This is a genomic window from Streptomyces sp. NPDC013157, assembly GCF_042899865.1.
Lineage (GTDB): Bacteria > Actinomycetota > Actinomycetes > Streptomycetales > Streptomycetaceae > Streptomyces.
On the sequence record NZ_JBIBAK010000007.1, the window covers coordinates 201,812 to 226,038 of the forward strand.

At 71.7% G+C, this 24,227-nt stretch carries 20 protein-coding genes and 1 pseudogene; 9 read left to right on the forward strand and 12 right to left on the reverse strand.

Going from position 1 to position 24,227, the window contains the following annotated elements; all coding sequences use genetic code 11:
- Nucleotides 1–118 precede the first annotated feature (118 nt).
- Nucleotides 119–1,387 (forward strand): annotated as a pseudogene (locus ACFY6U_RS22295) (hypothetical protein); the annotation flags it as partial.
- A gap of 1 nt (nt 1,388) precedes the next feature.
- On the opposite strand, the gene ACFY6U_RS22300 reads toward ACFY6U_RS22295, so the two are convergent.
- The gene (locus ACFY6U_RS22300) at nt 1,389–1,811 is read right to left on the reverse strand and encodes a MarR family transcriptional regulator (RefSeq protein WP_351497710.1); all 423 of its coding nucleotides are present in this window, start codon (nt 1,809–1,811) and stop codon (nt 1,389–1,391) included.
- Nucleotides 1,812–1,873: 62 nt separating this feature from the next.
- Here ACFY6U_RS22300 and ACFY6U_RS22305 point away from each other — a divergent pair, with 62 nt between their 5' ends.
- The 4 genes from ACFY6U_RS22305 (at nt 1,874) to ACFY6U_RS22320 (ending at nt 4,651) form a co-directional block, all read left to right on the forward strand.
- Nucleotides 1,874–2,929 carry an FUSC family protein gene (locus ACFY6U_RS22305; RefSeq protein ID WP_390040726.1) on the forward strand — a complete coding sequence of 352 codons (1,056 nt, stop codon included), beginning with the start codon at nt 1,874–1,876 and terminating at the stop codon, nt 2,927–2,929.
- 101 nt (nt 2,930–3,030) lie between these two features.
- The gene (locus ACFY6U_RS22310; RefSeq protein ID WP_390040728.1) at nt 3,031–3,285 is read left to right on the forward strand and encodes a hypothetical protein; all 255 of its coding nucleotides are present in this window, start codon (nt 3,031–3,033) and stop codon (nt 3,283–3,285) included.
- 60 nt (nt 3,286–3,345) lie between these two features.
- A complete protein-coding gene (locus tag ACFY6U_RS22315) occupies nt 3,346–4,029 on the forward strand; it encodes a DUF899 family protein (protein WP_390040730.1) in 684 nt (227 codons plus the stop codon).
- 37 nt (nt 4,030–4,066) lie between these two features.
- The gene (locus tag ACFY6U_RS22320) at nt 4,067–4,651 is read left to right on the forward strand and encodes a YdeI family protein (RefSeq protein ID WP_390040732.1); all 585 of its coding nucleotides are present in this window, start codon (nt 4,067–4,069) and stop codon (nt 4,649–4,651) included.
- An 83-nt stretch (nt 4,652–4,734) separates the two neighbouring features.
- On the opposite strand, the gene ACFY6U_RS22325 is transcribed toward ACFY6U_RS22320, so the two are convergent.
- Complete coding sequence (locus tag ACFY6U_RS22325) at nt 4,735–5,331, reverse strand: YceI family protein (RefSeq protein ID WP_351497720.1); 597 nt, start codon at nt 5,329–5,331, stop codon at nt 4,735–4,737.
- 452 nt (nt 5,332–5,783) lie between these two features.
- On the opposite strand from ACFY6U_RS22325, the gene ACFY6U_RS22330 reads away from it, so the two are divergent.
- Complete coding sequence (locus ACFY6U_RS22330; RefSeq protein ID WP_390040734.1) at nt 5,784–7,379, forward strand: acyl-CoA carboxylase subunit beta; 1,596 nt, start codon at nt 5,784–5,786, stop codon at nt 7,377–7,379.
- Between the two features lie 35 nt (nt 7,380–7,414).
- Nucleotides 7,415–7,612 (forward strand): acyl-CoA carboxylase subunit epsilon, encoded by a 198-nt coding sequence (locus ACFY6U_RS22335; protein WP_123973913.1) that lies wholly within the window; start codon nt 7,415–7,417, stop codon nt 7,610–7,612.
- An 89-nt stretch (nt 7,613–7,701) separates the two neighbouring features.
- Here ACFY6U_RS22335 and ACFY6U_RS22340 read toward each other — a convergent pair whose 3' ends face one another.
- Nucleotides 7,702–8,442, reverse strand: a complete 741-nt coding sequence (locus ACFY6U_RS22340) for a hypothetical protein (protein WP_390040736.1) — start codon at nt 8,440–8,442, stop codon at nt 7,702–7,704.
- 17 nt (nt 8,443–8,459) lie between these two features.
- Nucleotides 8,460–9,581 (reverse strand): NlpC/P60 family protein, encoded by a 1,122-nt coding sequence (locus tag ACFY6U_RS22345; RefSeq protein ID WP_390040738.1) that lies wholly within the window; start codon nt 9,579–9,581, stop codon nt 8,460–8,462.
- Between the two features lie 216 nt (nt 9,582–9,797).
- Between ACFY6U_RS22345 and ACFY6U_RS22350 the strand changes: the two genes are divergently transcribed.
- Entirely contained in the window at nt 9,798–11,108 is a 1,311-nt protein-coding gene (locus ACFY6U_RS22350; RefSeq protein ID WP_390040740.1) for a beta-galactosidase, read from the forward strand.
- Nucleotides 11,109–11,200: 92 nt separating this feature from the next.
- The gene (locus tag ACFY6U_RS22355; protein WP_390040742.1) at nt 11,201–13,330 is read left to right on the forward strand and encodes a protein kinase; all 2,130 of its coding nucleotides are present in this window, start codon (nt 11,201–11,203) and stop codon (nt 13,328–13,330) included.
- A 127-nt stretch (nt 13,331–13,457) separates the two neighbouring features.
- Here the strand turns inward: ACFY6U_RS22355 and ACFY6U_RS22360 are convergent, their stop codons facing one another.
- The 8 genes from ACFY6U_RS22360 to ACFY6U_RS22395 form a co-directional block, all read right to left on the reverse strand.
- Nucleotides 13,458–14,039 carry an ATP/GTP-binding protein gene (locus ACFY6U_RS22360; RefSeq protein ID WP_046729246.1) on the reverse strand — a complete coding sequence of 194 codons (582 nt, stop codon included), beginning with the start codon at nt 14,037–14,039 and terminating at the stop codon, nt 13,458–13,460.
- On the reverse strand, nt 14,020–14,589 hold the full coding sequence (locus ACFY6U_RS22365) for a DUF742 domain-containing protein (protein WP_390040744.1): 570 nt from the start codon (nt 14,587–14,589) through the stop codon (nt 14,020–14,022). Before ACFY6U_RS22365 ends, ACFY6U_RS22360 begins: the two co-directional genes overlap by 20 nt.
- 96 nt (nt 14,590–14,685) lie before the next feature.
- Nucleotides 14,686–15,099, reverse strand: a complete 414-nt coding sequence (locus ACFY6U_RS22370; RefSeq protein WP_005479603.1) for a roadblock/LC7 domain-containing protein — start codon at nt 15,097–15,099, stop codon at nt 14,686–14,688.
- 10 nt (nt 15,100–15,109) lie between these two features.
- Nucleotides 15,110–18,367, reverse strand: a complete 3,258-nt coding sequence (locus ACFY6U_RS22375) for a nitrate- and nitrite sensing domain-containing protein (RefSeq protein ID WP_390040746.1) — start codon at nt 18,365–18,367, stop codon at nt 15,110–15,112.
- 392 nt (nt 18,368–18,759) lie between these two features.
- Nucleotides 18,760–19,335, reverse strand: a complete 576-nt coding sequence (locus ACFY6U_RS22380) for an ATP/GTP-binding protein (RefSeq protein WP_046729249.1) — start codon at nt 19,333–19,335, stop codon at nt 18,760–18,762.
- A complete protein-coding gene (locus tag ACFY6U_RS22385) occupies nt 19,316–19,714 on the reverse strand; it encodes a DUF742 domain-containing protein (protein ID WP_019058642.1) in 399 nt (132 codons plus the stop codon). Before ACFY6U_RS22385 ends, ACFY6U_RS22380 begins: the two co-directional genes overlap by 20 nt.
- Nucleotides 19,715–19,824: 110 nt before the next feature.
- Nucleotides 19,825–20,238, reverse strand: a complete 414-nt coding sequence (locus ACFY6U_RS22390; RefSeq protein ID WP_030382516.1) for a roadblock/LC7 domain-containing protein — start codon at nt 20,236–20,238, stop codon at nt 19,825–19,827.
- Between the two features lie 9 nt (nt 20,239–20,247).
- Nucleotides 20,248–24,138, reverse strand: a complete 3,891-nt coding sequence (locus ACFY6U_RS22395) for a nitrate- and nitrite sensing domain-containing protein (RefSeq protein ID WP_390040748.1) — start codon at nt 24,136–24,138, stop codon at nt 20,248–20,250.
- Nucleotides 24,139–24,227: the final 89 nt, after the last annotated feature.

Genomic DNA, 24,227 nt, shown 5'->3' on the forward strand with positions numbered 1-24,227 from the left:
GGTATCCTTGACCGCGGGGGGTGGGCCCACCGGGTGCGTCCGGGGGGGGGGGGGGGGGGGGGGGGGGGGGGGGGGGCCCGCGGGGGGGGGGGCGCGCGCCCCCGGGGGGGGGGGGGCCACCGGCGTCTCGGCGGTCGCCGACGCCCTGCGCAAGAACCCGGTGTACGTCGACCCGGCCGCCGCCGCCCAGCTCTCCACGGCCGACGCCGACGCGCTGGCCCGGCAGATCAAGGACGCGGACAAGCCCCTGTTCGTCGCCGTCCTGCCCGCCGGCTACCCCACCAAGAACCTCTTCACGGACCTGCGCACCGCCACCGGCATCACCGGCCTCTACGCCGTCCGCCTCGGCGACCGCTTCGACGCCCGCGCCGACTCCTCGGTGCTGCCCCGGACGGCCGTCCAGAACCTGGTCACCAGCGTCCAGGGCGAGAGCGCGAAGACCCAGCTGACCGACTTCACCGACCGTGCCCTGACCAACATGGGCGGCAAGGCCCCCGCCGGCTGGGGCGGCGGCAGCACGGGCGGCTCGGGCGTCTCCGGTACGGCGCTGATCGCGATCGGAGCCGTGGTCGTGGCCGGCGGGGCGGGCGCGTACGCGCTGGTCCGCCGCAACCGCCGGCGCCACGAGAAGGAGCGGCGGGCCGCCCTGGACCGGCTCCGGGTGGTCGTGGACGAGGACATCACCGCGTTCGGCGAGGAACTGGACCGCCTCGACTTCCACCCGGCCGAGCCACGCGCCGACGACGCGATGCGCGCCGACTACGAGCGCGCGCTGAACGCCTACGACCAGGCGAAGTCCGCGATGGCCGACGCCCGCAGGCCCGAGGACGTCCGGGCGGTCACCCAGGCGCTGGAGGACGGCCGCTTCTCGCTCGCCCAGCTGGCCGCCCGCCGCGAGGGCCGCCCGCTCCCGGAGCGCCGCCCGCCCTGCTTCTTCGACCCCCGGCACGGCCCCTCGGTCACCGACGCCACCTGGACCCCGGCCGGCGGCGCGCCCCGCGAGGTCCCGGTCTGCGCGGCCGACGCCACCCGCCTGGCCGACGGCCGCGATCCCGCGGTCCGCGAGGTCGACACCGACTACGGCCGCCGCCCCTACTGGGACGCGGGCCCGGCCTACGGCCCCTGGGCGGGCGGCTACTTCGGCGGCGGCATCCTCCCCGGCCTCCTCATCGGCACCGCCCTGGGCGGCTGGATGTCCACCCCCGCCTACGCGGCCGACTACGGCACCGGATACGGCGACTTCGGCGGCTTCGACACCGTCGGCTACCAGGGCGGCGACGTCTCGGGCGCGGACTTCGACCCCGGGGACTTCGGCGACTTCGGGGGCGGCGGCGGGGACTTCGGCGGCGGGGGCGGCGACAGCGGGGACTTCGGCGGCGGTTTCTGACCTAGTCCGCCTGCCCCAGCCGCTCCATCACGGCGGCGGCGAGCATCAGCACCCCGCGCTCGGTCTCGCTCAGCGACCCGAGGGCCCCCGCCAGCCAGGCGTCCCGCTGCGCCATGTCGTCCTCCAGCGCCTGCCGCCCCGCCCCGGTCAGGCTCAGCACCGACTGCCGCCGGTCCGACGGGTCCGGCGCCCGCCCGACCAGCCCCTCCGCCTCCAGCTCCGCGAAGACCCGGGTCAGCGACTGCGGCCGCTGCCGCTCGGCCGCCGCGACCTCGCCGGGCGTGGACGGCCCGTGCCGGTACAGATGGCCGAGCACCGACAGCTGATTGGGACTGAGGCTCCCCTCCCCGCGCTCCTGCCGCAGCCGACGGTTGAACCGGAGGACGGCACGACGGATACGGGCGGCTTCGGTGAGGTGGTCCATGGCAGCAGATCGTACGCTAACGCTTACTATTAACTGCGGGATGTGCCCGGTATTCTCAGCTCGTGACCGTCAAACTCATACGCAACGCGTACGAAGCCGGGCTGACGATGACGGCCGTGCTGCTCTCCTGGGGAGCCGCGCTGGCACTGGAGGGAACGGCGGGGCTGCACACCGACGTGCTGGTCCTCGCGGTCGCCCTCACCCTGACCCTCGCCTCGACCCAGCGCACCGCCGACACCCGCCGACGGCTGATCTCACTGGTGCTGCTGCCCGCGACGGCCGCCGTCTCGATCTTCGTCGGCCGCCTGCTCGCCTCCCACTACGCGGCGGGCGCGGCCGTCTACACGGCCGGGATGGCGCTGGCCATCTGGATCCGCCGCTACGGCCCGGCCGCCACCAAGGCCGGCACACTGATCGCCCTCCCGCTGGTCGCCCTGCTCGTGGTCCCCGGCCCCGCGCTGCCACCAGAGGCACAGAGCGGACTGGTGACCTGGGGCTGGTCGGCGCTGATCGGGGCCATGGTGTGCGGCTCGGTCTGGCTGGTGCAGTCCCTGGGCGACCGCTTCGGCCCCTGGCGCCCGGACCCGACCCCCGACCCGCCCTCACGCCGTTCCCGCCTCAACCCGCGCCCCAGCACCCGCATGGCACTCCAGATGGCGGCCGGGATCGCCACCGCCTTCGTCCTCGGTCACCTGCTCTTCGACGACCACTGGCCCTGGGTCGTGCTGACGGCCTACGTCGCCGCGAGCGGCAACCGTGGCCGGACCGATGTACTGCGCAAGGGAATCGAGCGGCTGGCCGGCGCCTGCGCGGGCACGCTCCTGGCGGCGGGCGTGGCGGCCGTCGGCGCCACCGGCCACACCGCGGTGGTCCTCATGTTCGCGACCCTCGCCGTCGCTCTCTGGCTGCGCCCCCTCAGCTACGCCTACTGGGCGGCCGGTATGACCTGTGCCCTCTCCCTCCTCCTCGGCTACTTCGGCCAGGACGCCGCGTCCCTGCTGCCCACCCGCCTGGAGGGCATCGCGGTGGGCGCGGTCCTGTCGGTGGTGTCGGCGTGGTGGCTGCTGCCGGTACCGAAGCGCCGCGAGCCAAGCGCGGCGCGGCCGGCGTTGACCTAGTGGTGCCGGGCCGCTCATCGCTTTTGACCTTGCCATCTCCCGGCCCGAACTCCCCTTGCTGGACCGGGGCTTGGCCGAACAGGGCGGGGACTTTCGGGGGCATGCCGATCGATGTCGGCCAGGACAACGGAGTGCTCCTGTCCCTGGGCGAGGCCGATGGGGATCAGGTCATGGGGCTGGGGCATCTGGAGCGACTGCGTCACGTCACCGCGCTGCTGGCCGGACGCGGAGTCGACATGTCCGCCGTCCGGCTCGCCTGCTGCAGCGGAGCCGGGTTCACCGATGACCTCCGGGCCGCGGGCGATCGGGGAGAGGCGGTGCTGGTCGACCTGGCGCGGCTCTACGAAGGTGAGTGAGCCCGGTGACCGGCCTAGACTTGGGGGCCTGGGAGGGGGACCCCACTCCAGGAGGACGCCATGGTGCGGCAGACCAGGCTGGACGGGGAGTCCGAGGAGTATCTCGGTGCCCGTGAGGAGCTGCGGGTGGCCGAGGTCGAGCTGATGCGGCGCCGGGAGGAGGTCGCGGCGCTGCGGCGGGCGCTCCCGCCGGGGCCGGCCGTCGACGACTACGTCTTCCTCGAAGGGCCCGGCGACCTCGACGCGGGTGACACCCCGGTGCGCGAGGTCGCGTTGAAGGAGCTGTTCTCCGGGCCCGAACGGCCGCTGGTCGTCTACCACTTCATGTACGGCAAGCTGCAGACCGGCCCCTGCCCGATGTGCACGATGTGGATCGACGGCTACAACGGCATCGCCCACCACGTGGCCCGCAACGCCGACTTCGTCATCGCCGCGGCCGCCGACCCGGCCGTCCTCCGGAGCTACGCCCGTGACCGCGGCTGGCACCGGTTGCGGCTGCTCAGCTGTGGTGACAGCACGTTCAAGTACGACCTGGGGAGCGAGGACGAGGACGGCGCGCAGGACTCCACGGTCTCCGTCTTCACCCGCGACGGCGACGGCACGGTCCGGCTCACCTACTCCGCCCATCCGCGCATGGCCGACGACATCCGGGAGCGCGGCATCGACCTGCTGACGCCCGTCTGGCACCTGCTCGACCTGACTCCACAGGGGCGAGGGGACTGGTACCCGTCCGTCGACTATTAGGACGGTTCCCGACCTACTCCCTCCCTACGGTGTCGCCATGACCGCACGCGACGCCGCCGAGACGTCCCACGCCCTGACCTTCTCCTCCACCGCCGGCCTGGACGCCTGGCTCGCCGCCCACCCCGCCCCGCACCCCGGCCTCTGGGTGAAGGTCGCCAAGAAGGGCTCGGGCCTGGTCTCCGTCACCTGGACCGAGGTCAACGACGTCGCCCTCTGCCACGGCTGGATCACGGGGCAGCGCAAGGCACTCGACGCGACGTACTTCCTGCAGAAGATCACCCCGCGCAGGCCGGGCAGCCTCTGGTCCATGGTCAATGTGCGCCGGGTGGCGGAGCTGACCGCCGCCGACCGCATGCGTCCCGCGGGTCTCGCGGAGGTGGCCGCCGCCCGGGCGGACGGGCGGTGGGACGCGGCGTACGAGCCGCAGAGCGAAGCCCGTGTCCCCGAGGACCTGGCGGCGGCGCTGGAGCGGAACCCCGAAGCCGGGACGGCCTTCGACGCCCTGGGGCGGACGGACAGGTACCAGGTGATCTTCGGGCTGCTCACGGCCCGCACACCCCAGGGCCGGGCGGCCAGGCTGGCGGCCGCCCTGACCAGGCTGTCCTCCCGGCCACGGACATGACCGAGCGCCCGGCCTCCGCGCGGGGACGTGGAGGGCGGGCGCTCAGCGGGCGTGGTCGGGGCCGGCGGTCCGGCGCCGCGGGCTCACGCGTTCTTGATCGCCGAGATGTCGAAGTTCAGCTTGATCTTGTCGGAGACGAGGACGCCGCCGGTCTCCAGCGCCGCGTTCCAGGTGACGCCCCAGTCGGAGCGCTTGATCTCGGCCTTGCCCTCGAAGCCGACACGCTCGTTGCCGAACGGGTCCTTGGCGGCGCCGTTGAACTCCAGGTCGATGGTGACCGGCCGGGTGACGCCGAGGATCGTGAGGTCGCCGGTGATGCGGTAGTCCTCGCCGCCGAGGGCCTCCGCCTCGGTGGAGCGGAAGGTCATCGTCGGGAACTCGTCGATCTTGAAGAAGTCGGCCGACTTCAGGTGACCGTCGCGGTCGGGGCTGCCGGTGGTGATGCTGTCCATCTTGATGTCGAGGGAGGCCGTGGACTTGGACGGGTCCGTGCCGTCCAGGTGCAGCGTGCCCTCGAACTCCTGGAAGCTGCCCTTGACGTTGGTGACCATCGCGTGGCGGGCCACGAAGCCGAGGGTGCTGTGCGCCGGGTCGATCGTGTAATCGCCGGTCAGCGCGGCCGTGTCGGCGCTCGTGCCGGCGGCGGTGGTCTCGTCGTTCTTGCGGCCGAAGATGCCCATGAGGTGCTCCTTGAGGGGACGGGTCGCGACTTCGAAGCGGTTGTCTGAGGAAGGCGCGACCTTGATGTTTAACGTTCAACGAACTCAACGAAAGACACCGTAGACCCATTCCCTTCAACGTTCAACATCATCGACCCGTGTGTCGCGGTCATTACTCACCGTAACGTCGCGTGGCTCGTTGTCGCGACGGGACCCGCTGGGGGGCGCTAGGCTCTGTGTGGGTGAACCGCCGTCCGGAGGTCAGTGTTACTCCGCGGGTGGTATGGACCGCCGGTGAATGTGAGGCGCATCTCAGCTCCGCGTTTGTGGCACCCCTACAACGGCGAAGCCCCCTGAGCAGTCGGAACGGCTGCATGCGGTTCTGGTTCTGTTCAGTGGTTCCAGGAAAACGCGTCGGAGACTGTACGGAGTCGACGTCTCGCATTCCTTGGTGTCCTTCGTAAGGTCGCTACATGACCGTTTTGGAAGAGACGACGGGCGAGCCCACCGGTGAACCGACGGACGCGCGCGGGCGGGTCGCCGAGCTGCACGAGATCCGTGCGGCCGCGGTGGCGGGCCCCAGCGAGAAGGCGACCGAGGCGCAGCGCGCCAAGGGCAAGCTGACGGCCCGGGAGCGCATCGAGCTGCTCCTGGACCCGGGTTCCTTCCAGGAGGTCGAGCAGCTGCGCCGGCACCGCGCGGTCGGCTTCGGCCTGGAGGCCAAGAAGCCGTACACCGACGGTGTCATCACCGGCTGGGGCACGGTCGAGGGCCGTACGGTCTTCGTCTACGCCCATGACTTCCGGATCTTCGGCGGCGCGCTGGGCGAGGCCCACGCCACCAAGATCCACAAGATCATGGACATGGCCATCGCGGCCGGCGCCCCGCTGGTCTCGCTGAACGACGGCGCCGGCGCCCGTATCCAGGAGGGCGTCTCCGCCCTCGCCGGCTACGGCGGCATCTTCCAGCGCAACACCAAGGCCTCCGGCGTCATCCCGCAGATCAGCGTGATGCTCGGACCGTGCGCGGGCGGCGCGGCCTACTCGCCCGCCCTCACCGACTTCGTCTTCATGGTCCGCGAGACCTCGCAGATGTTCATCACCGGCCCGGACGTCGTCAAGGCGGTCACCGGCGAGGAGATCACCCAGAACGGGCTCGGCGGCGCCGACGTCCACGCGGAGACCTCCGGCGTCTGCCACTTCGCGTACGACGACGAGGAGACCTGCATCGCGGAGGTCCGCTACCTCCTCTCGCTCCTCCCGCAGAACAACCGTGAGAACCCGCCGCGCGTCGAGTCCACGGACCCCGTCGACCGCCGCAGCGACGCCCTCCTCGACCTCGTCCCGGCCGACGGCAACCGGCCGTACGACATGGCCAAGGTCATCGAGGAGATCGTCGACGACGGCGAGTACCTGGAGGTCCACGAGCGCTGGGCGCGGAACATCATCTGCGCGCTGGCCCGGATCGACGGCCAGGTGGTCGGCATCATCGCCAACCAACCGCAGGTCCTCGCGGGCGTCCTGGACATCGAGGCGAGTGAAAAAGCTGCGCGCTTTGTTCAGATGTGTGACGCTTTCAATGTTCCGATCGTCACATTCCTGGACGTACCGGGCTTCCTCCCCGGTGTGGACCAGGAGCACGGCGGGATCATCCGCCACGGCGCGAAGCTCCTCTACGCCTACTGCAACGCGACCGTGCCCCGGATCTCCCTGATCCTGCGCAAGGCGTACGGAGGTGCCTACATCGTCATGGACTCCCAGTCGATCGGTGCCGACCTGACGTACGCCTGGCCGACGAACGAGATCGCGGTCATGGGCGCCGAGGGTGCGGCCAACGTGATCTTCCGCCGGCAGATCGCCTCCGCCGAGGACCCCGAGGCCATGCGGCAGAAGATGGTCAAGGAGTACAAGGCCGAGCTCATGCACCCCTACTACGCGGCCGAGCGCGGCCTGGTCGACGACGTCATCGACCCGGCCGAGACCCGCGAGGTGCTCGCCAAGTCGCTGGCGATGCTGCACACCAAGCACGCCGACCTGCCGTCCCGTAAGCACGGCAACCCCCCGCAGTAATCCTGCGGAAACCTCTCTCACGGAGACTGACGCCCATGAACGTGCCTGACATCCGCGTCGAGAAGGGCAACGCCGACCCGGAGGAAGTCGCCGCCATAACGGCGGTCCTCCTGGCCCGCGCGGCCGCCCGGCCGACCGCCGACACCGAGCAGACCCACCGCGGCCGCGCCAAGGCGGGCTGGCGCCGCCTGGACCGCGAGAACGGCTTCCGCGCCCCGCACAGCTGGCACTGAAGCCCCAGCAGTCGGTACGACGACCGTCGGCCCCGCCGCCCGAAAGGGCGGCGGGGCCGACGGCGTGTGCGGCCGTCAGGTCCCTGGCGTCAGCAGTTGCCGCCGCCGTTGTCGCAGGCGGTCTGGGCGACCGCCTGCACCAGGGCCTGTTCCGCCTGCTCCAGCCACCACGGTGTCTCGTTCTGCAGGTCCACTGCCTGGCCGAACGCCTCGTCCATCCAGTTGGGCTCCAGCCCGTCGTCACTGGCGCTGCAGTCAGAGACCCGTTCGTTGTCGCTCTGGGCAGCGCTGCTGAGCGCCTGGGCGAAAGCGCTCGTCGAGTCGTAGAACGACTGCTCCATCCTGCTGAAGGCGTCGTCCACGCGCTGGTCGGTGGGGGCGGGCGCGGGGCTCACGCCCTGGTTCTGCAGCTCCGTCGCCCAGCGCTGGGCGTTGTTGCTGATCCAGTTCTTCATGAACTCCTTGAACGCCTCCTCGCTCGTGGTCGCCAGCCAGCACTGTTCCGCGGTGTAGCCGCCGATCTGCGCACCGCCGGAAGTCCCGGACCCTCCGGGGCAGTTGACCGACCCGGTGCCGCCGAGACCGACGGTGCCGGTGCCGGGGTTCACGACCGTGCCGGTGCCGGTGCCCGGCTGGCAGACGACGGCGTCGGCGACGGAGCTGATCTTCGTCTGGGCGGCGCGGTGGCCGGCGAGCTCGGGCAGGGCGCCGGAAGCCCTGAGGCCGAAGCCGGTGCCGGCGATCGCGGTGGCGGTGAGAAGGGCGGCGGTGACGCGCAGGGAGGGGCGCCTGGACAGGAAGGACGGGCGCCGGGACAGGAAGTCGAACACGGTTTCTCCTTGGGGTGTCAGTACCAGTGGTGGGTCTGCCAGAAGGCCCAGGCGGCGCAGGCGCTGCCGTAGCGGGCGGTGACGTAGGAGCGCATCCAGCGCAGCTGGGTGGTGGGATCCGTGCGCCAGTCACCGCCGTAGCGGGCCATCTTCGAACCGGGCACGGCCTGCGCGAGGCCGTAGGCGCCGGACGTGGGATTGGCGGCGGTGGTACGCCAGCCGGACTCGCGGGTGATGATCTCGGCGGCGCAGCCGTACTGGCCGCCGAAGACGGCGGCCGCGGCGCGGCGGGCGGAGCCGCCCGTGGGTGCCGTGGCGGCGGCCGGTCGCGCGGTGGTGCGGGCGGCCGGCGTGCCGGCCGGAGCGTGGACGCGGACGTACGCGTCGACGGTGGCCGCGGCCGGCAGGGGCGCGTACCGGACCCGGGTGCCGGTGTGCGCGGCCTCGATGACCCGGCCGTCGCCCGCGTACAGCTGGACGTGGCCGAAGGAGGAGGTGAAGACCAGGTCTCCGGGCCGGAGCCGGGCCCGGCTCGTGCGGGAGCCGGTGCGGGCCTGGGCTGCGGCCGTGCGCGGCAGCCGGACACCGGCCTCCGCCCAGGCGGCCTGGACCAGCCCCGAGCAGTCGTAACCGCCGGCCCCGGTGCCGCCCCAGCGGTACGGGACGCCGAGCCGGCCGCGGGCGAACGCCACTGCGAGGCTGCCTGCCGGGGCCGGGGCCGGGTTGGTGTGCGGCTTCGGGCGGTGGCTGCTGTCGGCTCCCGCCGCGGGGAGCGTCAGGCGGTCGCCGGCCCGGATCAGGGTGGAGGTGCCCAGATGGTTGGCCCGCTGCAGGGCGGCGACCGTGGTGCCGTACCGGTGGGCCACGCCCCAGAGGGTGTCTCCGGGGCGCAACAGGACGGTGCGGGCGGTGCGTCGGGTGGGGGAGTGCCGTTGCGCGGGAGGACGTGGTGCATGTCCGGCGGCGCCATGTCCGGCGGCGCCATGTCCGGCGGCGCCATGGGCGGCGGTCGGCGCGTGCGTGCCGTGTGCGCTCCGCGTGGCGGTGCCGTACGCGGTGGTGGAGGCGCCGGTCAGGGAGAGGACGAGGGCCAGCAGGACGGCGAGGACGGGGACGCGGGTCAGACGGGCGGTGGTCATGGCGAGGCTCCCGGAGGGCGGGGGGAAGGGGGGCGATGACTCCACTTGACGGCTCGCCGAATTGACGCACCAGCAGTTTTTGTTGACCGATTGGCGGCGAACGGGACCCGGCCCGGCAGCCCGTGTTCAAAGTCAACTGGTCAACAAACAAAGCTGGTTGAGCGGCGAGCTCATGCGTGGACTGGAGGCAGGAAACCGAGACGAAGAGAGGCCCTCATGCAGAGCTCGCATCTGCCGCCCGCCTTCCGCAGGGCCGTCACGTACGGCGCCGGAGCCCTGGCGGCGGTCCTGACCGGAGCGGCGCTCTACGCGCTGCCGGAACCCGCAGGCGCCCCGCAGGCGGCCCGGATCGCCGACACGGCCGCCTCAGCGATCCCGTCCGCCGACTCGCCGACACCGTCCGCCGGCCCCGCGAGCCCGTCCGCCGGTTCCGCCTCCGGCTCCGGCTCCGGCACGGTCTCGGCGGCCTGCGGCGCATCGTCGGCGCCGACGGCGGGGACACCCTCGGCCAGCCCTCTGACCAGCCCGGACATCGAACCGGCCACACCCTCCGACGCCGCCTCCACCACGCCCTCCGCCTCTGCCCCCGCCTCCGCAACCCCCTCAGTCCCCCCGTCCGTTACGCCCACGGCCGCCCCCTCCTTCCGCGGCGTCTACGCCTTCAGCGGCGGCAACACCTCCGACCTCGCCACCGACCCGGACGTGGCCGGGCGGTCGCTGGTCTACTACTGGGCCCAACTGGAGCCGCAGCAGGGCCAGTACTGCTGGAACCTCATCGACCAGGACATGAAGCCCTGGGTGGCCGCGGGCAAGAAGGTCGTCCTGCGGGTCTCCGCGGCCGGCTGGGCGAAGTGGGACACCGCCGCGGACTCCGCGCACGGCACGCCTGCCTGGGTCTACGCCCAGGGCGTGAAGTCGGTGACCGAGCAGGACGGCGCGGTCATGCCGGAGTACTGGAACCAGACCTTCGAGAGCGACCTGGACACGTTTCTGGCCGCCTTCGCCGCCCGCTACGACGGCAACGCCGCCGTCTCCGCCGTGGACATCTCCATCGGCGTCGGCGGGGAGAGCAAGGCGGACAGCGAGAAGAACCCGGACCTGCTCCCGCTGTGGCAGTCCATCGGCTACACCGACGAACTGTGGTGGGGGTACGCCCAGCACACCATCGCCACCTACACGAACGTCTTCCACCGCACCCCGCTGGCCCTGATGCCGGACAGGACGTTCATCGGGGGCACCGACGGATACGACGAGAGCAGGATCGTCGACTACGCGGTGGCCAAGGGCATCTGGCTCCAGGACAACGGCGTCGTCCCGGGCCGCACCCTGTCCGCGCCGTGGGGCCGGACCCCCGTCATCGCCGAGATGCGCGGCGCCACCGGCGACACCGGCGACGACCTGGCCGCCGACCTGCGGGCCGCCGTGGCCGAACACCCCGTCCTCATCCTCGTGTTCACCAGCGACATCACCGACGCCAACCGCGCCGTCCTGCATCAGGTCGCCGCGACCGCCGGTACCGGCGGCTGACCGCTCGTCATGGCCGGATCACGACGGCTACGACACCGGTCGAGCACTAATATGACCGGGCGGTGGTACCCGTGGGGCTGAGGGGCGGAGCGATGGGCAGACGGGAAGCTCCGGTTCCGGACGGTCCCCTGAAGGACTTCGCCGAGGGACTGCGGGAGCTGCGGGCGCAGGCGCCCGGCTCGCCCACCTACCGGGAACTGGCCGCCCGCGCCCGTTACTCGTCCTCCGCCCTGTCGGACGCCGCGTCCGGACGCAGGCTGCCCTCGTGGGAGGTCACCGCGGCGTTCGTGACCGCCTGCGGCGGTGACGTGCGGCGCTGGCAGGAGCGCTGGCGGGAACTGGATGTGCGGCTGCGCCGCCACGACCCGGCGCTCCTGACGGGCACCGCAGCGACAGACGCCGGGACGACGGACACCGCAGCGACGGACGCCGGGACGACGGACACCGGCACGGCGGACCCCGAGGGAGCCCGACCGGAGGACTCGGCACCACTCCCCGCGTCTGATCCGCCCATGGCCCCCCTCTCCCCCTCCGACCCCGTGAAGGCCGGTCCGTACCGGCTGCTGGGGCGGCTGGGGGCCGGTTCGATGGGGGTGGTGTATCTGGGGGTGTCCCGGGCCGGGCGGCCGGTCGCCGTGAAGGTGGTGCGGGCGGACCTCGCCGAGGACCCGCACTTTCGGGAGCGGTTCGCCGCGGAGGTGGCGGCGGCCCGCCGGGTGTCGGGACCGTACACCGCTGCCGTGCTGGAGGCCGACACCGCGGCCGAACGGCCCTGGCTGGCCACCGAGTACCTGCCCGGCCCGACCGTGGCGGAGGCCGTGGAGTCCGCGGGCCCCCTGCCCGCCGCGGTCGTGCTGGGCCTGGCCGCAGGCATCGCCGAGGCCCTGGCCGCCATCCACGACGCAGGCGTACTGCACCGCGACCTGACACCCGGCAACGTCGTCCTGGACGACGACGGCCCCAAGGTCGTCGACTTCGGGGTGGCCCGTGCCGCGGACGCCGCCCGGCTGACCCGGCCCGGGGTCCGCGTGGGCACGGTGCCGTTCATGGCGCCCGAGCAGGCCGACGGGCGGGAGGTCACCGCGGCCTCGGACGTCTTCGCCCTGGGCTGTGTGCTCGCCTACGCGGCCACCGGGGTCCCGCCGTTCGGCGACGGCACCAGCGGTGAGGTGCTGTACCGCATCGCGCACGCCGATCCCGACCCCGCCGCCCTCGACTGCGGGGACGACCGGCTGCGGCAGCTCGTCGGGCGCTGCCTGGACAAGGATCCCGGACGCCGCCCGACGCCCGAGGAGATCATCGCGCTGTGCGGGGCGGACCGTCCGGACGAGCTGGCCTGGCTGCCCACGGCCGCCGCCTCCCGGCTGGCCGCCCGGCGCAAGGAGGTCGACGGCACCCTCGCCAGGGCTGCCACCCGCCGTACCGTGGTCCGCGTCCGGCTCACCGCCGTACCGCTCGTCCTCGCCACGGGCATCGCCGTCGCCGTGGCCCTGACCGTCGGCCGCTCCGGGACCTCCAAGCTCACTCTCACCCCACCGGACACCGGCGCTCCCACGGCTTCGGTCTCGGCCCCGGTGACGGCCGCCGTGAGCCCGTCCGGCACCCCGTCTCCCGGTGTCCGGCACTCGGCCACTCCCGGCCGCTCGGCCTCCGGGGCCGCCCCCTCGGGCCAGGGCGCCGCCGCTACCCGGACACCGGCGCCCTCCCCGAGCGCCCCCGGCGGCGCCGGCCAGACCCCGAAGGTCACCTGGACCGGCTACGCGGGCACCGACTGCGCCTCCGCCGACGCGGCGAGGACCAGCTTCAACGCCAAGGACGGAGCGTGGAAGGAGACCACGGGCGGCGCCTATCTCGACGGCTGCGGCGCCGCCCGGTACATCAACCTCTACGACGACCACGACGACGGCTGGAACGCCAACGCCGACTGGGTCTTCACCCCCGGCACCAAGGTCGACGCGTGCAGCTTCCGCATCCACGTGGCGACGGGGACCTGGGCCACCGCGGCCCACTACAAGGTCTACGACGTGGACAGCACCGTCGAGGGGCAGGCCGACTACAGGTACGCCTTCACCGTCGACCAGCACACCTACGACGCGGGCGGCTGGTACACCACCCGCAGCTTCCCCTTCCACACCGGCACCATCGACCTGACCCTGACCAATACGGGCCCCACGAGAGGCCGCGGAGTGGTCGCCGACATGGTGACGGCGAGCTGCTCCTGAAAACACCGAGGGCCCCTTCCGAGAAGGGGCCCCGAAGCGCCCCGTAAGGGGCGCGGGGAACTGCGCGATCAACCACGGTCCACCCGCGGTCGGCATACGACCCGCCGCGGCAGCCCAGTGGCCGAACCTACCGAAGCCGAGCCATCAGAGCGTGCTCCACGAGAGTGATCAGCGCCGACTTCGCATCGGCACGGTGCCTCGCGTCCGTCGTGATGATCGGCGTGTCCGGCCCGATCTGCAGCGCCTCGCGGACCTCTTCCGGGTTGTACGGCTGGTTGCCGTCGAAGCCGTTGAGGGCGATGACGAACGGCAGGCCCGAGTTCTCGAAGTAGTCGACCGCGGGGAAGCAGTCGGCGAGGCGCCGGGTGTCGACCAGGACGATCGCGCCGATGGCGCCGCGCACCAGGTCGTCCCACATGAACCAGAAGCGGTCCTGACCCGGGGTGCCGAACAGGTACAGGATCAGGTCCTGGTCCAGGGTGATGCGGCCGAAGTCCATGGCGACCGTCGTGGTCGTCTTGTCCCCGGTGTGGGTGAGGTCGTCGATGCCGGCAGACGCGGACGTCATCACGGCCTCTGTGCGCAGCGGGTTGATCTCCGAGACGGCGCCGACGAACGTGGTCTTGCCCACGCCGAAGCCGCCCGCCACCACGATCTTCGCGGAGGTGGTGGAGCGGGAAGGACCGCCGCTAGAGCTTGCGAAGTCCACTGAGCACCCTTTCGAGCAGTGTCACGTCTGGCTGGCCACCGGCGTTCTCGTCGCCGCCGGGCTGATGGATGGCGACCAGGCCCGCCTCCGCCAAGTCGGCGACGAGGATCCTGGCCACGCCGAGAGGGATCGACAGCAGGGCCGAGACCTCGGCCACCGACTTGATCTCCCGGCAGAGGTTGCAGATCCGCTGATGCTCGGGCAGCTGGCCCTGCATCTGGTGCGGCTGCGCGGTGGTGTGCACCAGCGCCTCGATGGCGAGCTGGTACCGCGGGCGGGTCCGGCCGCCGGTCATGGCGTACGGACGCACCAGGGGGTTGCTGGACCCCGAGGCCGGCGCCGGCTCGGGGCGGCGCTGCGGCTGCACCGGCTGGATACGCGGCGCCGGCGGCTGGTCGTACGGCGAGGGACCGGGGCCCTGCGGGGCGTACGGCTGCCGGTGGCTCGGCGTGGAGGGGAAGTTGTACCGGTTCCCGGCACCGTCGCCCTGGCCCTGCGCAGGCCCGTACGACCAGTTGCCGTTATTAGAACCGCCTGGGGGTGTTGCCACTTTCTCTCCTCCTCCGACCGTGCCGGGCACCCAACCTTGTGGAGCCGCGTCCCGAAACCTTACGGCCCCGGGACGCGAAAACGCACCGTCTGACTATTAGTTGAGAAGGCTTCCCTGGAGTTCCGCACGCAGATCCGGGGTAAGAACCGTGCCCGCACGGTCCACCAAAAGGGCCATCTCGTACCCAATCAGGCCGATGTCGGCCTCCGGGTGGGCGAGGACCGCGAGCGAGGAACCATCGGAAACGGACATGATGAAGAGGAATCCCCGCTCCATCTCCACAACCGTCTGGTTCACGCTGCCGCCCTCGAAGATCCGGGACGCGCCTGCCGTCAGAGACGTCAGACCGGAGGCGACGGCCGCGAGCTGGTCGGCGCGGTCGCGGGGGAAGCCTTCGGACATTGCCAGAAGGAGTCCGTCGGCGGAGACCACCACCGTGTGGGACACCCCCGGGGTGTTGTCCACGAAGTTGGTGATCAACCAGTTCAGGTTCTGTGCCGCCTGGCTCATCGGGCTCACACTAACGCTCCTGGTTGTAGGTGCTGTCAGGACCGAAGCCCTGGCCGTTCGTTTCACTGCCCGCGTTGCGTCCGCGCTGGACGCCTCGACGCAGGTTGCTCAGCCTGCCCCGGACGTCCTCCGGGGCGCGGGAGACCTGTGGGCCTCCCTGGGGGGTGCTCGCGGCGGCTCCCTCGACCAGGTTGGCCTTGGGTACCCGCCTCGGCAGGCCGGAGGAGGTGACCCCGCCCGCCTTGGGCTTGCGCAGCGCCGAGGCCTGCTGCCAGCGCTCGTCGTTCTGCGAACGCCAGGAGTTGTCGCCGGCCGGCTCGGGAGCCGAGGCCGCCGGTGCCGGAGCCTGCTGCATGGGACCCACGCCGTTCGGGCCGCCCGTGCCGCCGCCGACGGAGCCCCGGCGGGGCAGTCCGGCGTCGGTCAGCTGGTGGCCGTTGGAGGGGGCCGTTCCCGGACGGTCGAAGCCTACGTGGTTCCGCTCGTCCACGTCACCGGCCTGCACCGATTCCGCTTCCGGAGCGTACTGGGCCGGGTAGCCGTTCGTGTAAGCGTCCTGCTGCGGCCAGTCGTCCTGGTAGGGCTGCTCGCCGAAGGCCGGGAAGGCCTCCGCGGCGGCGGCCTGCGCGGCCGCGGGCTCCTCCTGGGCCTGCTCCGGATATGCGGGTTCCGGGTAGCCGCCGTTGACGGAGAACGCGTCGGGGGAGAACGAGTCGTTCTGCGGCAGGCCGCCGTTCGGCGCGTAGTACTGCTCGTCGTACGTGCCCTGTGGCTGCTCCTGGTACGCCGGCTGCCCGTCGTAGCCCGTGGGCGGCTCCTGGAAGCCCGTACCGTTCGCGTCGTAGCCCTGCCGGCCGCTGTCGAACTCGTCGGTGTACGCCGGGATCTCGGCCGTCTCCTGGGGCGCCTGCGGGGCCTGTGCGGCCTGCGGGGGCTGCGCCTGGGCCTCCAGGGCCGCACGGCGCTCCTCGCGCATCAGCGAGCGGCCCACGGGGTCGAGGTCGCGGATGTCGTCGGGGACCTCGATGTAGCGGCTGTCGTCGAAGCCGAGCTCGGCCGCCGTACGCATCGGCTGGAGCTGCGGCTGGTTGAAGTTCTCGGCCTGGAACTGCTGCTCCGGGATGATCTGCGAGACCGTGAACTCGTCCCGCTCCAGAGGCTGTTCGCCGCCACCGCCGTGCGTGATCGCGTCCGGCAGCATGACCAGCGAGGTGGTGCCGGCCTGCTCGCCGGAGGGGCGCAGCTGGACCCGGATGCCGTGCCGGTCGGAGAGGCGGCCGACCACGAAGAGGCCCATGCGCTGGGATATCGCGGCGTCCACGGTCGGCGGGTTGGCCAGCTTGTGGTTGATGTCCGCGAAGTCCTCGGCGGTGAGGCCGATGCCCTTGTCGTGGATCTCGATCATGATGCGGCCGTCGGGGAGACGGGTCGCGGTGACACGGACCTTGGTCTGCGGAGAGGAGAACGTGGTGGCGTTCTCCAGGAGCTCGGCGAGCAGGTGCACGAGGTCGGTGACCGCGCGGCCGTGGATCTCGGCCTCCGGGACGCCGGAGAGCTCGATGCGCTCGTACTGCTCCACCTCGGACGAGGCGGCGCGCAGGACGTCGACCAGCGGGACCGGCTGGTCCCAGCGGCGGCCGGGCTCCTCGCCGGCGAGGACCAGGAGGTTCTCGCCGTTGCGGCGCATACGGGTCGCGAGGTGGTCCAGCTTGAAGAGGTTCTCCAGCTGGTCCGGGTCGGCCTCGTTGTTCTCCAGGTCGGTGATCAGGGTCAGCTGGCCCTCGATCAGCGACTGGTTGCGGCGCGAGAGGTTGGTGAAGATCGCGTTGATGTTGCCCCGCAGCAGGGCCTGCTCGGCGGCGAGCCGCACGGCCTCGCGGTGGACCTGGTCGAAGGCGCGGGCGACTTCGCCGATCTCGTCGGTCGAGGTGATCGGGATCGGTGCCACCCGGGTGTCGACCCGGCCCGGGTCGGTGCGGGAGAGCTGGTCGACCAGCATCGGCAGGCGCTGCTCGGCGATGCCGAAGGCGGCGTTGCGCAGCTGGCGCATCGAGCGGGACATCTGGCGGGCCACCATGCCGGCCAGGATGAACGCGGCGAGCAGCGCGACCATGACCGCGGCACCGGTGATGAAGGCGTCCGTCTTCGCGTTGTCGGCGATGTCGGAGGCCTCGCTCACCGCCTTGTCGGCCATGTCCGACTCGATCGTGCGGTAGGCGTTGTACTTGAGGGTGTTGACCGTCCACCAGTTGTCGGCGGTGATGCCCTGGGTGGCCAGCGCCTGCCGGGTGGAGGCGTCGGTGTTCTGCAGGGTCGCCAGCGCCGAGACCATCGTGTTGGAGCCGGACGGCGGGGCCACGTAGTTCGGGTCCTTGGCCTTGGCCTGCTGGACCAGCGCCGCGCCGTCGGTCTTGATCTTCTTCTCGAGGTCGGTCAGCTTCTGCGCGTCGGCCTCGGTACCACCGCCGACGTACTCCTCCACGGCGATGCCTTCGAGGTAGGCGTAGGAGGAGAGGGCGACCCGCTGGGTGGCCAGGTTGCCGGCGTCCGGGCCGGGCTTGACCAGCAGGTGCATGCCGATCGACCGCTCCAGCGACAGGGCCGCCTTGGTGAGCGAGATGGCGTAGACGGTACGGCCGTAGGAAGTGATGTTTCCGGTGCCCAGACCGAGCTCGTTGGCGAACTCCATCAGCGGGTGGGCTATCTGGGTGTAGCCCTCTTCGGTCTTCACGCCGCTGAGCTTGGTGGTGTACGCGGCCGCGCGCAGGTTCGTGAGCTGCGGCTCGGCCTCGCGGAACAGCTTCAGACGGCGTTCCAGGCCCGGCTTCTGCGGCATGTTCTGTACAGCCGCGTCGAAGGCGTCGGCGGCCTTGTCGGTCGCCGAGCGCGCCGCCGTGACGGTGGCCTTGTCCTTGTTCAGGAGCAGGGGCGCCGCGCTGGTGTCACGCTCGTTGTAGAGGGCGTCGCCGTAGGTCAGGGCCGCACGGACCAGGCGCGCGGTGTTCTCCGCGTCGCGGGCGTCCTGCCAGGTGTCGATGGAGCTCTTCACCTGGAAGCCGCCCATCACCAGGCCGACGGCCACGGGTATGAGCAGGATCGCGTTCAGCCTGGTCGGCACTCGCCAGTTCCGCGGGGAGAAACGGCCGCCGCTCTTCGCGGATGCGGCCGGTGGTTCCGCGGCTGGCACAGGGGTGGGCGCCGCAGCGCGCGGCGGCGGGGTGAAGTTGCCCCGTGCCGACGGCTCGGGACCGTTCTTGCTTCGCCTCACTCGACCAACAACCTCTCGGCGGCGGGCACCTGTCGTCGTGCCGCAGTCTCTCAGAGCCCGGTGTGTCTCAGACCACTACTCAGTACGTCTTTGACTAATGGGCAGTTCAGGCATTCCAGCACGGGGGCCGGTGCACTTCCAAACAGTCCATCGGGGCAGAGCGCACGGATGTAAGCCCCAGATAAAACGGTCATAAAGAGCGAGCCCCGCCAAAAGGCGGGGCCATTGTGAGCGCAGCGGCACCGCGCGACCGCGACGCGTGGCGATACCACTGGATTCCTCTGCCGAAACGTTATGAACAGCGGAGCCGACCGTGTCAAAGGCCACAGTCGGCTCCGGTTTCCTTACGGCAACTGCCGTACATGACGTCGGACTTGGGTACGGCGCCGCGGCTACCGCAGACGCGCCATGAGGGCGTGCTCCACCAGCGTGATCAGCGCGCTCTTCGCATCGGCGCGGTGCCGGGCGTCGGTCGTGATGATCGGCGCGTCCGGTCCGATCTGCAGTGCCTCACGCACCTCTTCGGGTGTGTAGGGCTGGTGTCCGTCGAAGCCGTTGAGGGCTATGACGAACGGCAGACCGCTGTTCTCGAAGTAGTCCACGGCCGGAAAGCAGTCGGCCAGACGCCGGGTGTCCACGAGCACCACCGCGCCGATCGCACCGCGCACCAGGTCGTCCCACATGAACCAGAAGCGGTCCTGACCGGGTGTGCCGAACAGGTACAGGATCAGGTCCTGGTCGAGCGTGATACGGCCGAAGTCCATGGCCACCGTGGTGGTGGTCTTGTCCCCGGTGTGCGTCAGGTCGTCGATGCCCGCCGAGGCGGACGTCATCACGGCCTCCGTACGCAGCGGGTTGATCTCGGAGACCGCTCCCACGAACGTGGTCTTGCCGACGCCGAAGCCGCCCGCCACCACGATCTTCGCGGAGGTGGTGGCCCGACCTCCGTCAGAGCTTGCGAAGTCCACTGAGCACCCTTTCGAGCAGCGTCACGTCAGGTGCGCCGCCGTTGTTCTCGTCGCCGCCCGGCTGGTGGATGGCGACCAGGCCGGCCTCGGCGAGGTCGGCCACCAGGATCCGGGCCACGCCGAGCGGCATGGCGAGCAGCGCCGAGACCTCGGCCACCGACTTCACCTCGCGGCACAGGTGGCAGATGCGCTGGTGCTCCGGGAGCAGCCCCATGAGCGCTGCCGGGTCGGCCGTCGTGCTGATCAGCGCCTCGATGGCGAGCTGGTAGCGCGGCCGGGTCCGGCCGCCGGTCATCGCGTAAGGACGTACCAGCGGCTGGTCGCCCTCGTCCCCGTACGGCTCCGCGTACGGATCATGAGAGGCGGTGGGCGGGGTCATCGTTCCTCCGGGCGGGACAGCAAGTCGGTCGGGCTAGCCGTCGGACGTGGCCGGTGGGGGGATTGTGGCGGCCGGACGGTGATTTGGTGAGGCGGGTTGGATCCGGGCGGTCAGTGGAGCAGACTGCCTTGCAGTTCGGCACGCAGGTCGGGCGTGAGCACGGCGCCCGCGCGGTCGACCAGGAGCGCCATCTCGTAGCCGACGAGACCGATGTCGCACTCCGGGTGGGCCAGCACCGCGAGGGACGAGCCGTCGGAGATGGACATCAGGAAGAGAAAGCCGCGTTCCATCTCGACGACCGTCTGCGCCACGTTGCCGCCCTCGAAGATCCGGGAGGCCCCGGCCGTCAGCGAGGTGAGCCCGGACGCGACGGCCGCCAGCTGGTCGGCCCGGTCGCGTGGGAAGCCTTCGGACATCGCCAGAAGGAGGCCGTCGGCGGACACGACGACGGTGTGGGACACACCTGGGGTGTTGTCCACGAAGTTGGTGATCAACCAGTTCAGGTTCTGTGCCGCCTGGCTCATCGGACTCAACTAACGCTCCTGCTGGTGAGTGGGGCTCGGGAAGGTGCCGGTCTGAGGGCCGGTGCCGGCCTGTCGACCCTGTGCGATACCCCGACGGAGATTGGTCAGCCGGCCGCGAACGTCATCAGGCGAACGCGAGACCTGCGGACCCGCTTGGTGCTGTTGCTGCTGTGCCGTGCCCGGGACGAGGTTCGCCCGGGGGACCCGGCGCGGCAGACCGGAGGTGGTGACACCGCCCGCCGCCGGCTGCCGTACACGCTCCGCCTGCCGGACGAGGTCGTCGTTCGGGGAGGTGCGCCAGGCTGCCTGGGCGGGACGCTGGGGGGCCGCGGCGGCGGGCGCCGGCGGCTGTGCGGGCACCGGCGGGACCGGCGGGACCGGTGCCGAGCCGTTGCCGTTGCTCTGGGGACGCTGCTGTTCCTGCTGGCCGCCGTGGAACCAGTTGGTCTCCAGCGTGTCGTACAGCGGGGTACGACCGTCACCGGGACCGGTGGCTGGCGGCAGCGCCTCCGGCTCCTGGCGGACCGGCGGCGCGGGCGGGCGCTGCGGCGCACCGTAGTCGAGGCCGCGGCCGTTGGTCCCCGGACGCTCGAACTGGCCCGTGCCGTACTGGCCGTTGCCGTTCTGGCCGTTGCCCGGGTAGCCGTTCTGCCGGCCGGGCAGGGAGTGCTGCCCGGTGGAGCCGCCGTCGTAGGACGGCGTGGCGAACTGACCGGTGGAGCCGTTGTCGAAGGCCTGCGGGGCTGCGAACTGCCCGGTGTTCTGGGAGCCGTTCTGCGGCGCGGCCGGCGTGCCGAAGACGTCGGAGCGCACGAACTGGCCGAAGTCCTGCTGACCGTTGACGTTCGGGCGCGGGAACGAGCCGGTGTCGTGCTGACCGTTGACGTTCGGGCGCGGGAACGAGCCGGTGTCCTGCGGGCCGGTGGTGCCCGGCCGCGGGAAGGACCCCGTGTTCTGAGAGCCGTTCGGCGCATTGAACTCCGGGCGCGGGAACTCGCCGGTCGACGGAGCCTGCGGGATCGCCGGCATCTGCGAGGTGGCGCCGAGGTCCTGCCGGTCGTCGATGCGGGGCATCGGCGCGGTGTGGGTGGGGTCCTGCTCGTCGTGGCCGCGCGGGGTGTCCAGCGAGGCACGGGAGAGCGGCGGCTGGGCGTTGTCGTCGCTCCAGCTGGGCCGGCCCGCGGGCGGGTTGGCCCCGGGCAGTTCGGCCCGCGGACCGCCGCGCGGCGGCAGCTGGGGCTGACGGCCCTGGTCGGAGGAGTTCGCGGAGCGCTGCGGCGGGACCGGGGCGCGGTTGCCGAAGGCGTCCTGACCGCCGAGGGAGTCCTGCGGGTTGCCGAACGCGTCCTGGCCGCCGAAGGCACCGGCACCCGTGTTCGGCCGGCCCTGCGAGCCGCGTCCGCCGCCCTGCGCACCGGGACGGCCGCCGTTCGGGCCCGAGCCGGGCAGCGCGGCCCGGGGACCCTGGCCGGCGCCGACCTGGCCGCGCGGACCCGCGCCGGCGCCGAGCAGTCCGCCACCGGAGGGAGCGCCGGAACCGAGGGCACCACCGCGTCCGCCGGCCGCGGCGGCACCGCCGCCGAGCGCCGGGGCGGGAGCACCCGCGCCGAGCGAACCACCGGCACCGCCCTGGCCGTTGCCGCGACGGGCGGCGGCCGCACCGGCCGCGGCCTGCGCGGCCGCCGGGCCGCCGGACGGAGCCGGGGCACCGGGCTTGCCGGGAGCGGGCTTCTTGCCGCCCTGGGCGACGTCGACCGGGAGCATGACCAGCGCGGTCGTACCACCGGAGTCGGACGGGCGCAGCTGGATGCGGATGCCGTGCCGCTGCGACAGACGACCGACCACGAAGAGGCCCATGCGGCGGGAGACGGAGACGTCCACGGTGGGCGGCGAGGCGAGCCGCTCGTTGATCGCCGCGAGGTCCTCGGGGGAGAGGCCGATACCGGTGTCGTGGATCTCGATCAGGACGCGGCCGTCGGGCAGCGCGTGACCGGTGACCTTGACCTTGGTCTGCGGCGAGGAGAACGAGGTGGCGTTCTCGAGCAGCTCGGCGAGCAGGTGCACGAGGTCGTTGACCACGCGGCCGGCCACTTCGGTGGTCGGCACGGCGGCCAGCTCGATGCGCTCGTACTGCTCCACCTCGGACGCGGCGGCGCGGAGCACGTCGACCAGCGGGACCGGGCGGGTCCAGCGGCGGCCGGGCTCTTCACCGGCGAGAACCAGAAGGTTTTCACCGTTACGGCGCATACGCGTCGCGAGGTGGTCGAGCTTGAAGAGGGAGGACAGCTGGTCCGGGTCGGCCTCGCGGGACTCCAGTTCGGAGATGAGCGAGAGCTGACGCTGGATGAGGCCCTGGGAGCGGCGCGAGAGGTTGGTGAACATCGCGTTGACGTTGCCCCGCAGGAGGGCCTGCTCGGCGGCGAGGCGGACCGCCTCGCGGTGCACGTCGTCGAAGGCCGCGGCCACCTGGCCGATCTCGTCCCGGGAGTGCACACCGACCGACTCCACGGACGTGTCGACGTCCTGCGGGTCGGACTCGGAGAGCTGCTTGACCAGCTCGGGCAGGCGGTCCTGGGCGACCTTGGTGGCGGTCTCCTGGAGGCGGCGCAGCGAGCGGATCATGGAGCGGGCCACGATGAAGGCGCCGACCAGCGACACACCGAGGACGAGCAGGATCAGCGCACCGGAGATGATCGCCGACTGCTCGGAGGAGGCACGCAGCTCGCGGGCCTTCTGCTCCATGTCCTCGAGCAGCGTGTGCTCGATCTTCTTCATCTGGTCGATCTTGGTCGAGCTGTCGTCGACCCAGTCGAGGTACGAGCGCTTGCTGAGCTCGTTCAGACCGTTCTGGGCGCCGAGCGCACGCTTGGCGTAGGTGTCGGCGGCCTCGATCGTCGGGTTGTTGCCGTCGATCGGGCTGAGCAGGTCGGCCGCGTTGCCGGCGTAGATCTTCCGGAAGATCGTCAGCTCGGAGGTCTCGCTCTCCTGGGCGGACTCGCCGTACAGGCGGTCGTTCTCGGAGAGGTCGCCGGAGCCCGAGCCGTTGTCGGGCAGGGCCGCGGCGATGACGGCGCGCTGCACGGACGCGTACTCCTTGGCGGTGGAGAACGCCGCCAGGGCGCGGGTGCGCTGGATCATCTCCGGGTTGCTGGAGGCCTGCGCCATGTCCTGGGAGAGGTCGATCAGCTGGGTGATCAGCCGGTGGTAGGCCTCGACCGTCTGGGTCGAGTTCTCCTTCTGCTGATAGGCGTCCTTGCGGATCTTCGCCAGGTCGTCCAGCTGGCCGGCCAGACCGACGAGGCTGTCGCGGACGCCCTGCAGCTGACCGTTCTTGCTCGCGGTGTCGATTTCCTCGGAGGCGTTGAGGAAGTTCTCGCGGGCGCGGTCGGTCTGGTCCTCGTACCCCTTGACCGCGACGCTCGTGAGCGACCCGCCGTGCGCGAGCGGACCGGCGGTCTTGTCGCGCTCGGTCTGCAGCGCGGTGGCCAGCTCGGTCGCCTGCGTGGTCATGTCCGTCAGCAGCTGCATGTTGTCGAGCTGCTGGATGTCGTCGAGCGAGTCGTTGATGCGCACCGCGCCCAGCGTCGTCGCCGCCACCACGGGGAGCGCGAGCAGCGACACCAGGCGCGTGGAGATACGCCAGTTGCGCAGGGCTATGCGCGAGCCCGGGTTGGACGGACCCTGCGCGGGCTTGACCGTCGGAGTCGGAGCTGCGGCCGGCTGGGGGCCCGAAGACGCCGACACGGCGGGGCGCCCGGAGCGCTCACCGCCGTCACCGCCACCGCCGGCCGGGGCCGGGCCCGGGTTCTGGGCGTGCTGGGGCGAGGAACCGCGGTCGGTCCCGCCGTGCGCCTCCGGCTCCGCCGAAGCGCTGCCATCCCTCTTGAAACGTCCCTGCACTAGCGTCGCAACCTCTGGACCAGGCGCCCCTCCGGGAACGGAAGGACACGGTGTCGGCGTTTAACGGAGAGCGCCCTGAATGCGCACCC

What these genes read in the sequence shown, in the direction of transcription:
- ACFY6U_RS22325 (WP_351497720.1), bottom strand. Translation starts at nt 5,331, where the DNA reads ATGGGCATCTTCGGCCGCAAGAACGACGAGACCACCGCCGCCGGCACG.
- ACFY6U_RS22320 (WP_390040732.1), top strand. Translation starts at nt 4,067, where the DNA reads ATGACCGCACGCGACGCCGCCGAGACGTCCCACGCCCTGACCTTCTCC.
- ACFY6U_RS22335 (WP_123973913.1), top strand. Translation starts at nt 7,415, where the DNA reads ATGAACGTGCCTGACATCCGCGTCGAGAAGGGCAACGCCGACCCGGAG.
- ACFY6U_RS22315 (WP_390040730.1), top strand. Translation starts at nt 3,346, where the DNA reads ATGGTGCGGCAGACCAGGCTGGACGGGGAGTCCGAGGAGTATCTCGGT.
- ACFY6U_RS22385 (WP_019058642.1), bottom strand. Translation starts at nt 19,714, where the DNA reads ATGACCCCGCCCACCGCCTCTCATGATCCGTACGCGGAGCCGTACGGG.
- ACFY6U_RS22300 (WP_351497710.1), bottom strand. Translation starts at nt 1,811, where the DNA reads ATGGACCACCTCACCGAAGCCGCCCGTATCCGTCGTGCCGTCCTCCGG.
- ACFY6U_RS22345 (WP_390040738.1), bottom strand. Translation starts at nt 9,581, where the DNA reads ATGACCACCGCCCGTCTGACCCGCGTCCCCGTCCTCGCCGTCCTGCTG.
- ACFY6U_RS22330 (WP_390040734.1), top strand. Translation starts at nt 5,784, where the DNA reads ATGACCGTTTTGGAAGAGACGACGGGCGAGCCCACCGGTGAACCGACG.
- ACFY6U_RS22390 (WP_030382516.1), bottom strand. Translation starts at nt 20,238, where the DNA reads ATGAGCCAGGCGGCACAGAACCTGAACTGGTTGATCACCAACTTCGTG.
- ACFY6U_RS22350 (WP_390040740.1), top strand. Translation starts at nt 9,798, where the DNA reads ATGCAGAGCTCGCATCTGCCGCCCGCCTTCCGCAGGGCCGTCACGTAC.
- ACFY6U_RS22370 (WP_005479603.1), bottom strand. Translation starts at nt 15,099, where the DNA reads ATGAGCCAGGCGGCACAGAACCTGAACTGGTTGATCACCAACTTCGTG.
- ACFY6U_RS22310 (WP_390040728.1), top strand. Translation starts at nt 3,031, where the DNA reads ATGCCGATCGATGTCGGCCAGGACAACGGAGTGCTCCTGTCCCTGGGC.
- ACFY6U_RS22355 (WP_390040742.1), top strand. Translation starts at nt 11,201, where the DNA reads ATGGGCAGACGGGAAGCTCCGGTTCCGGACGGTCCCCTGAAGGACTTC.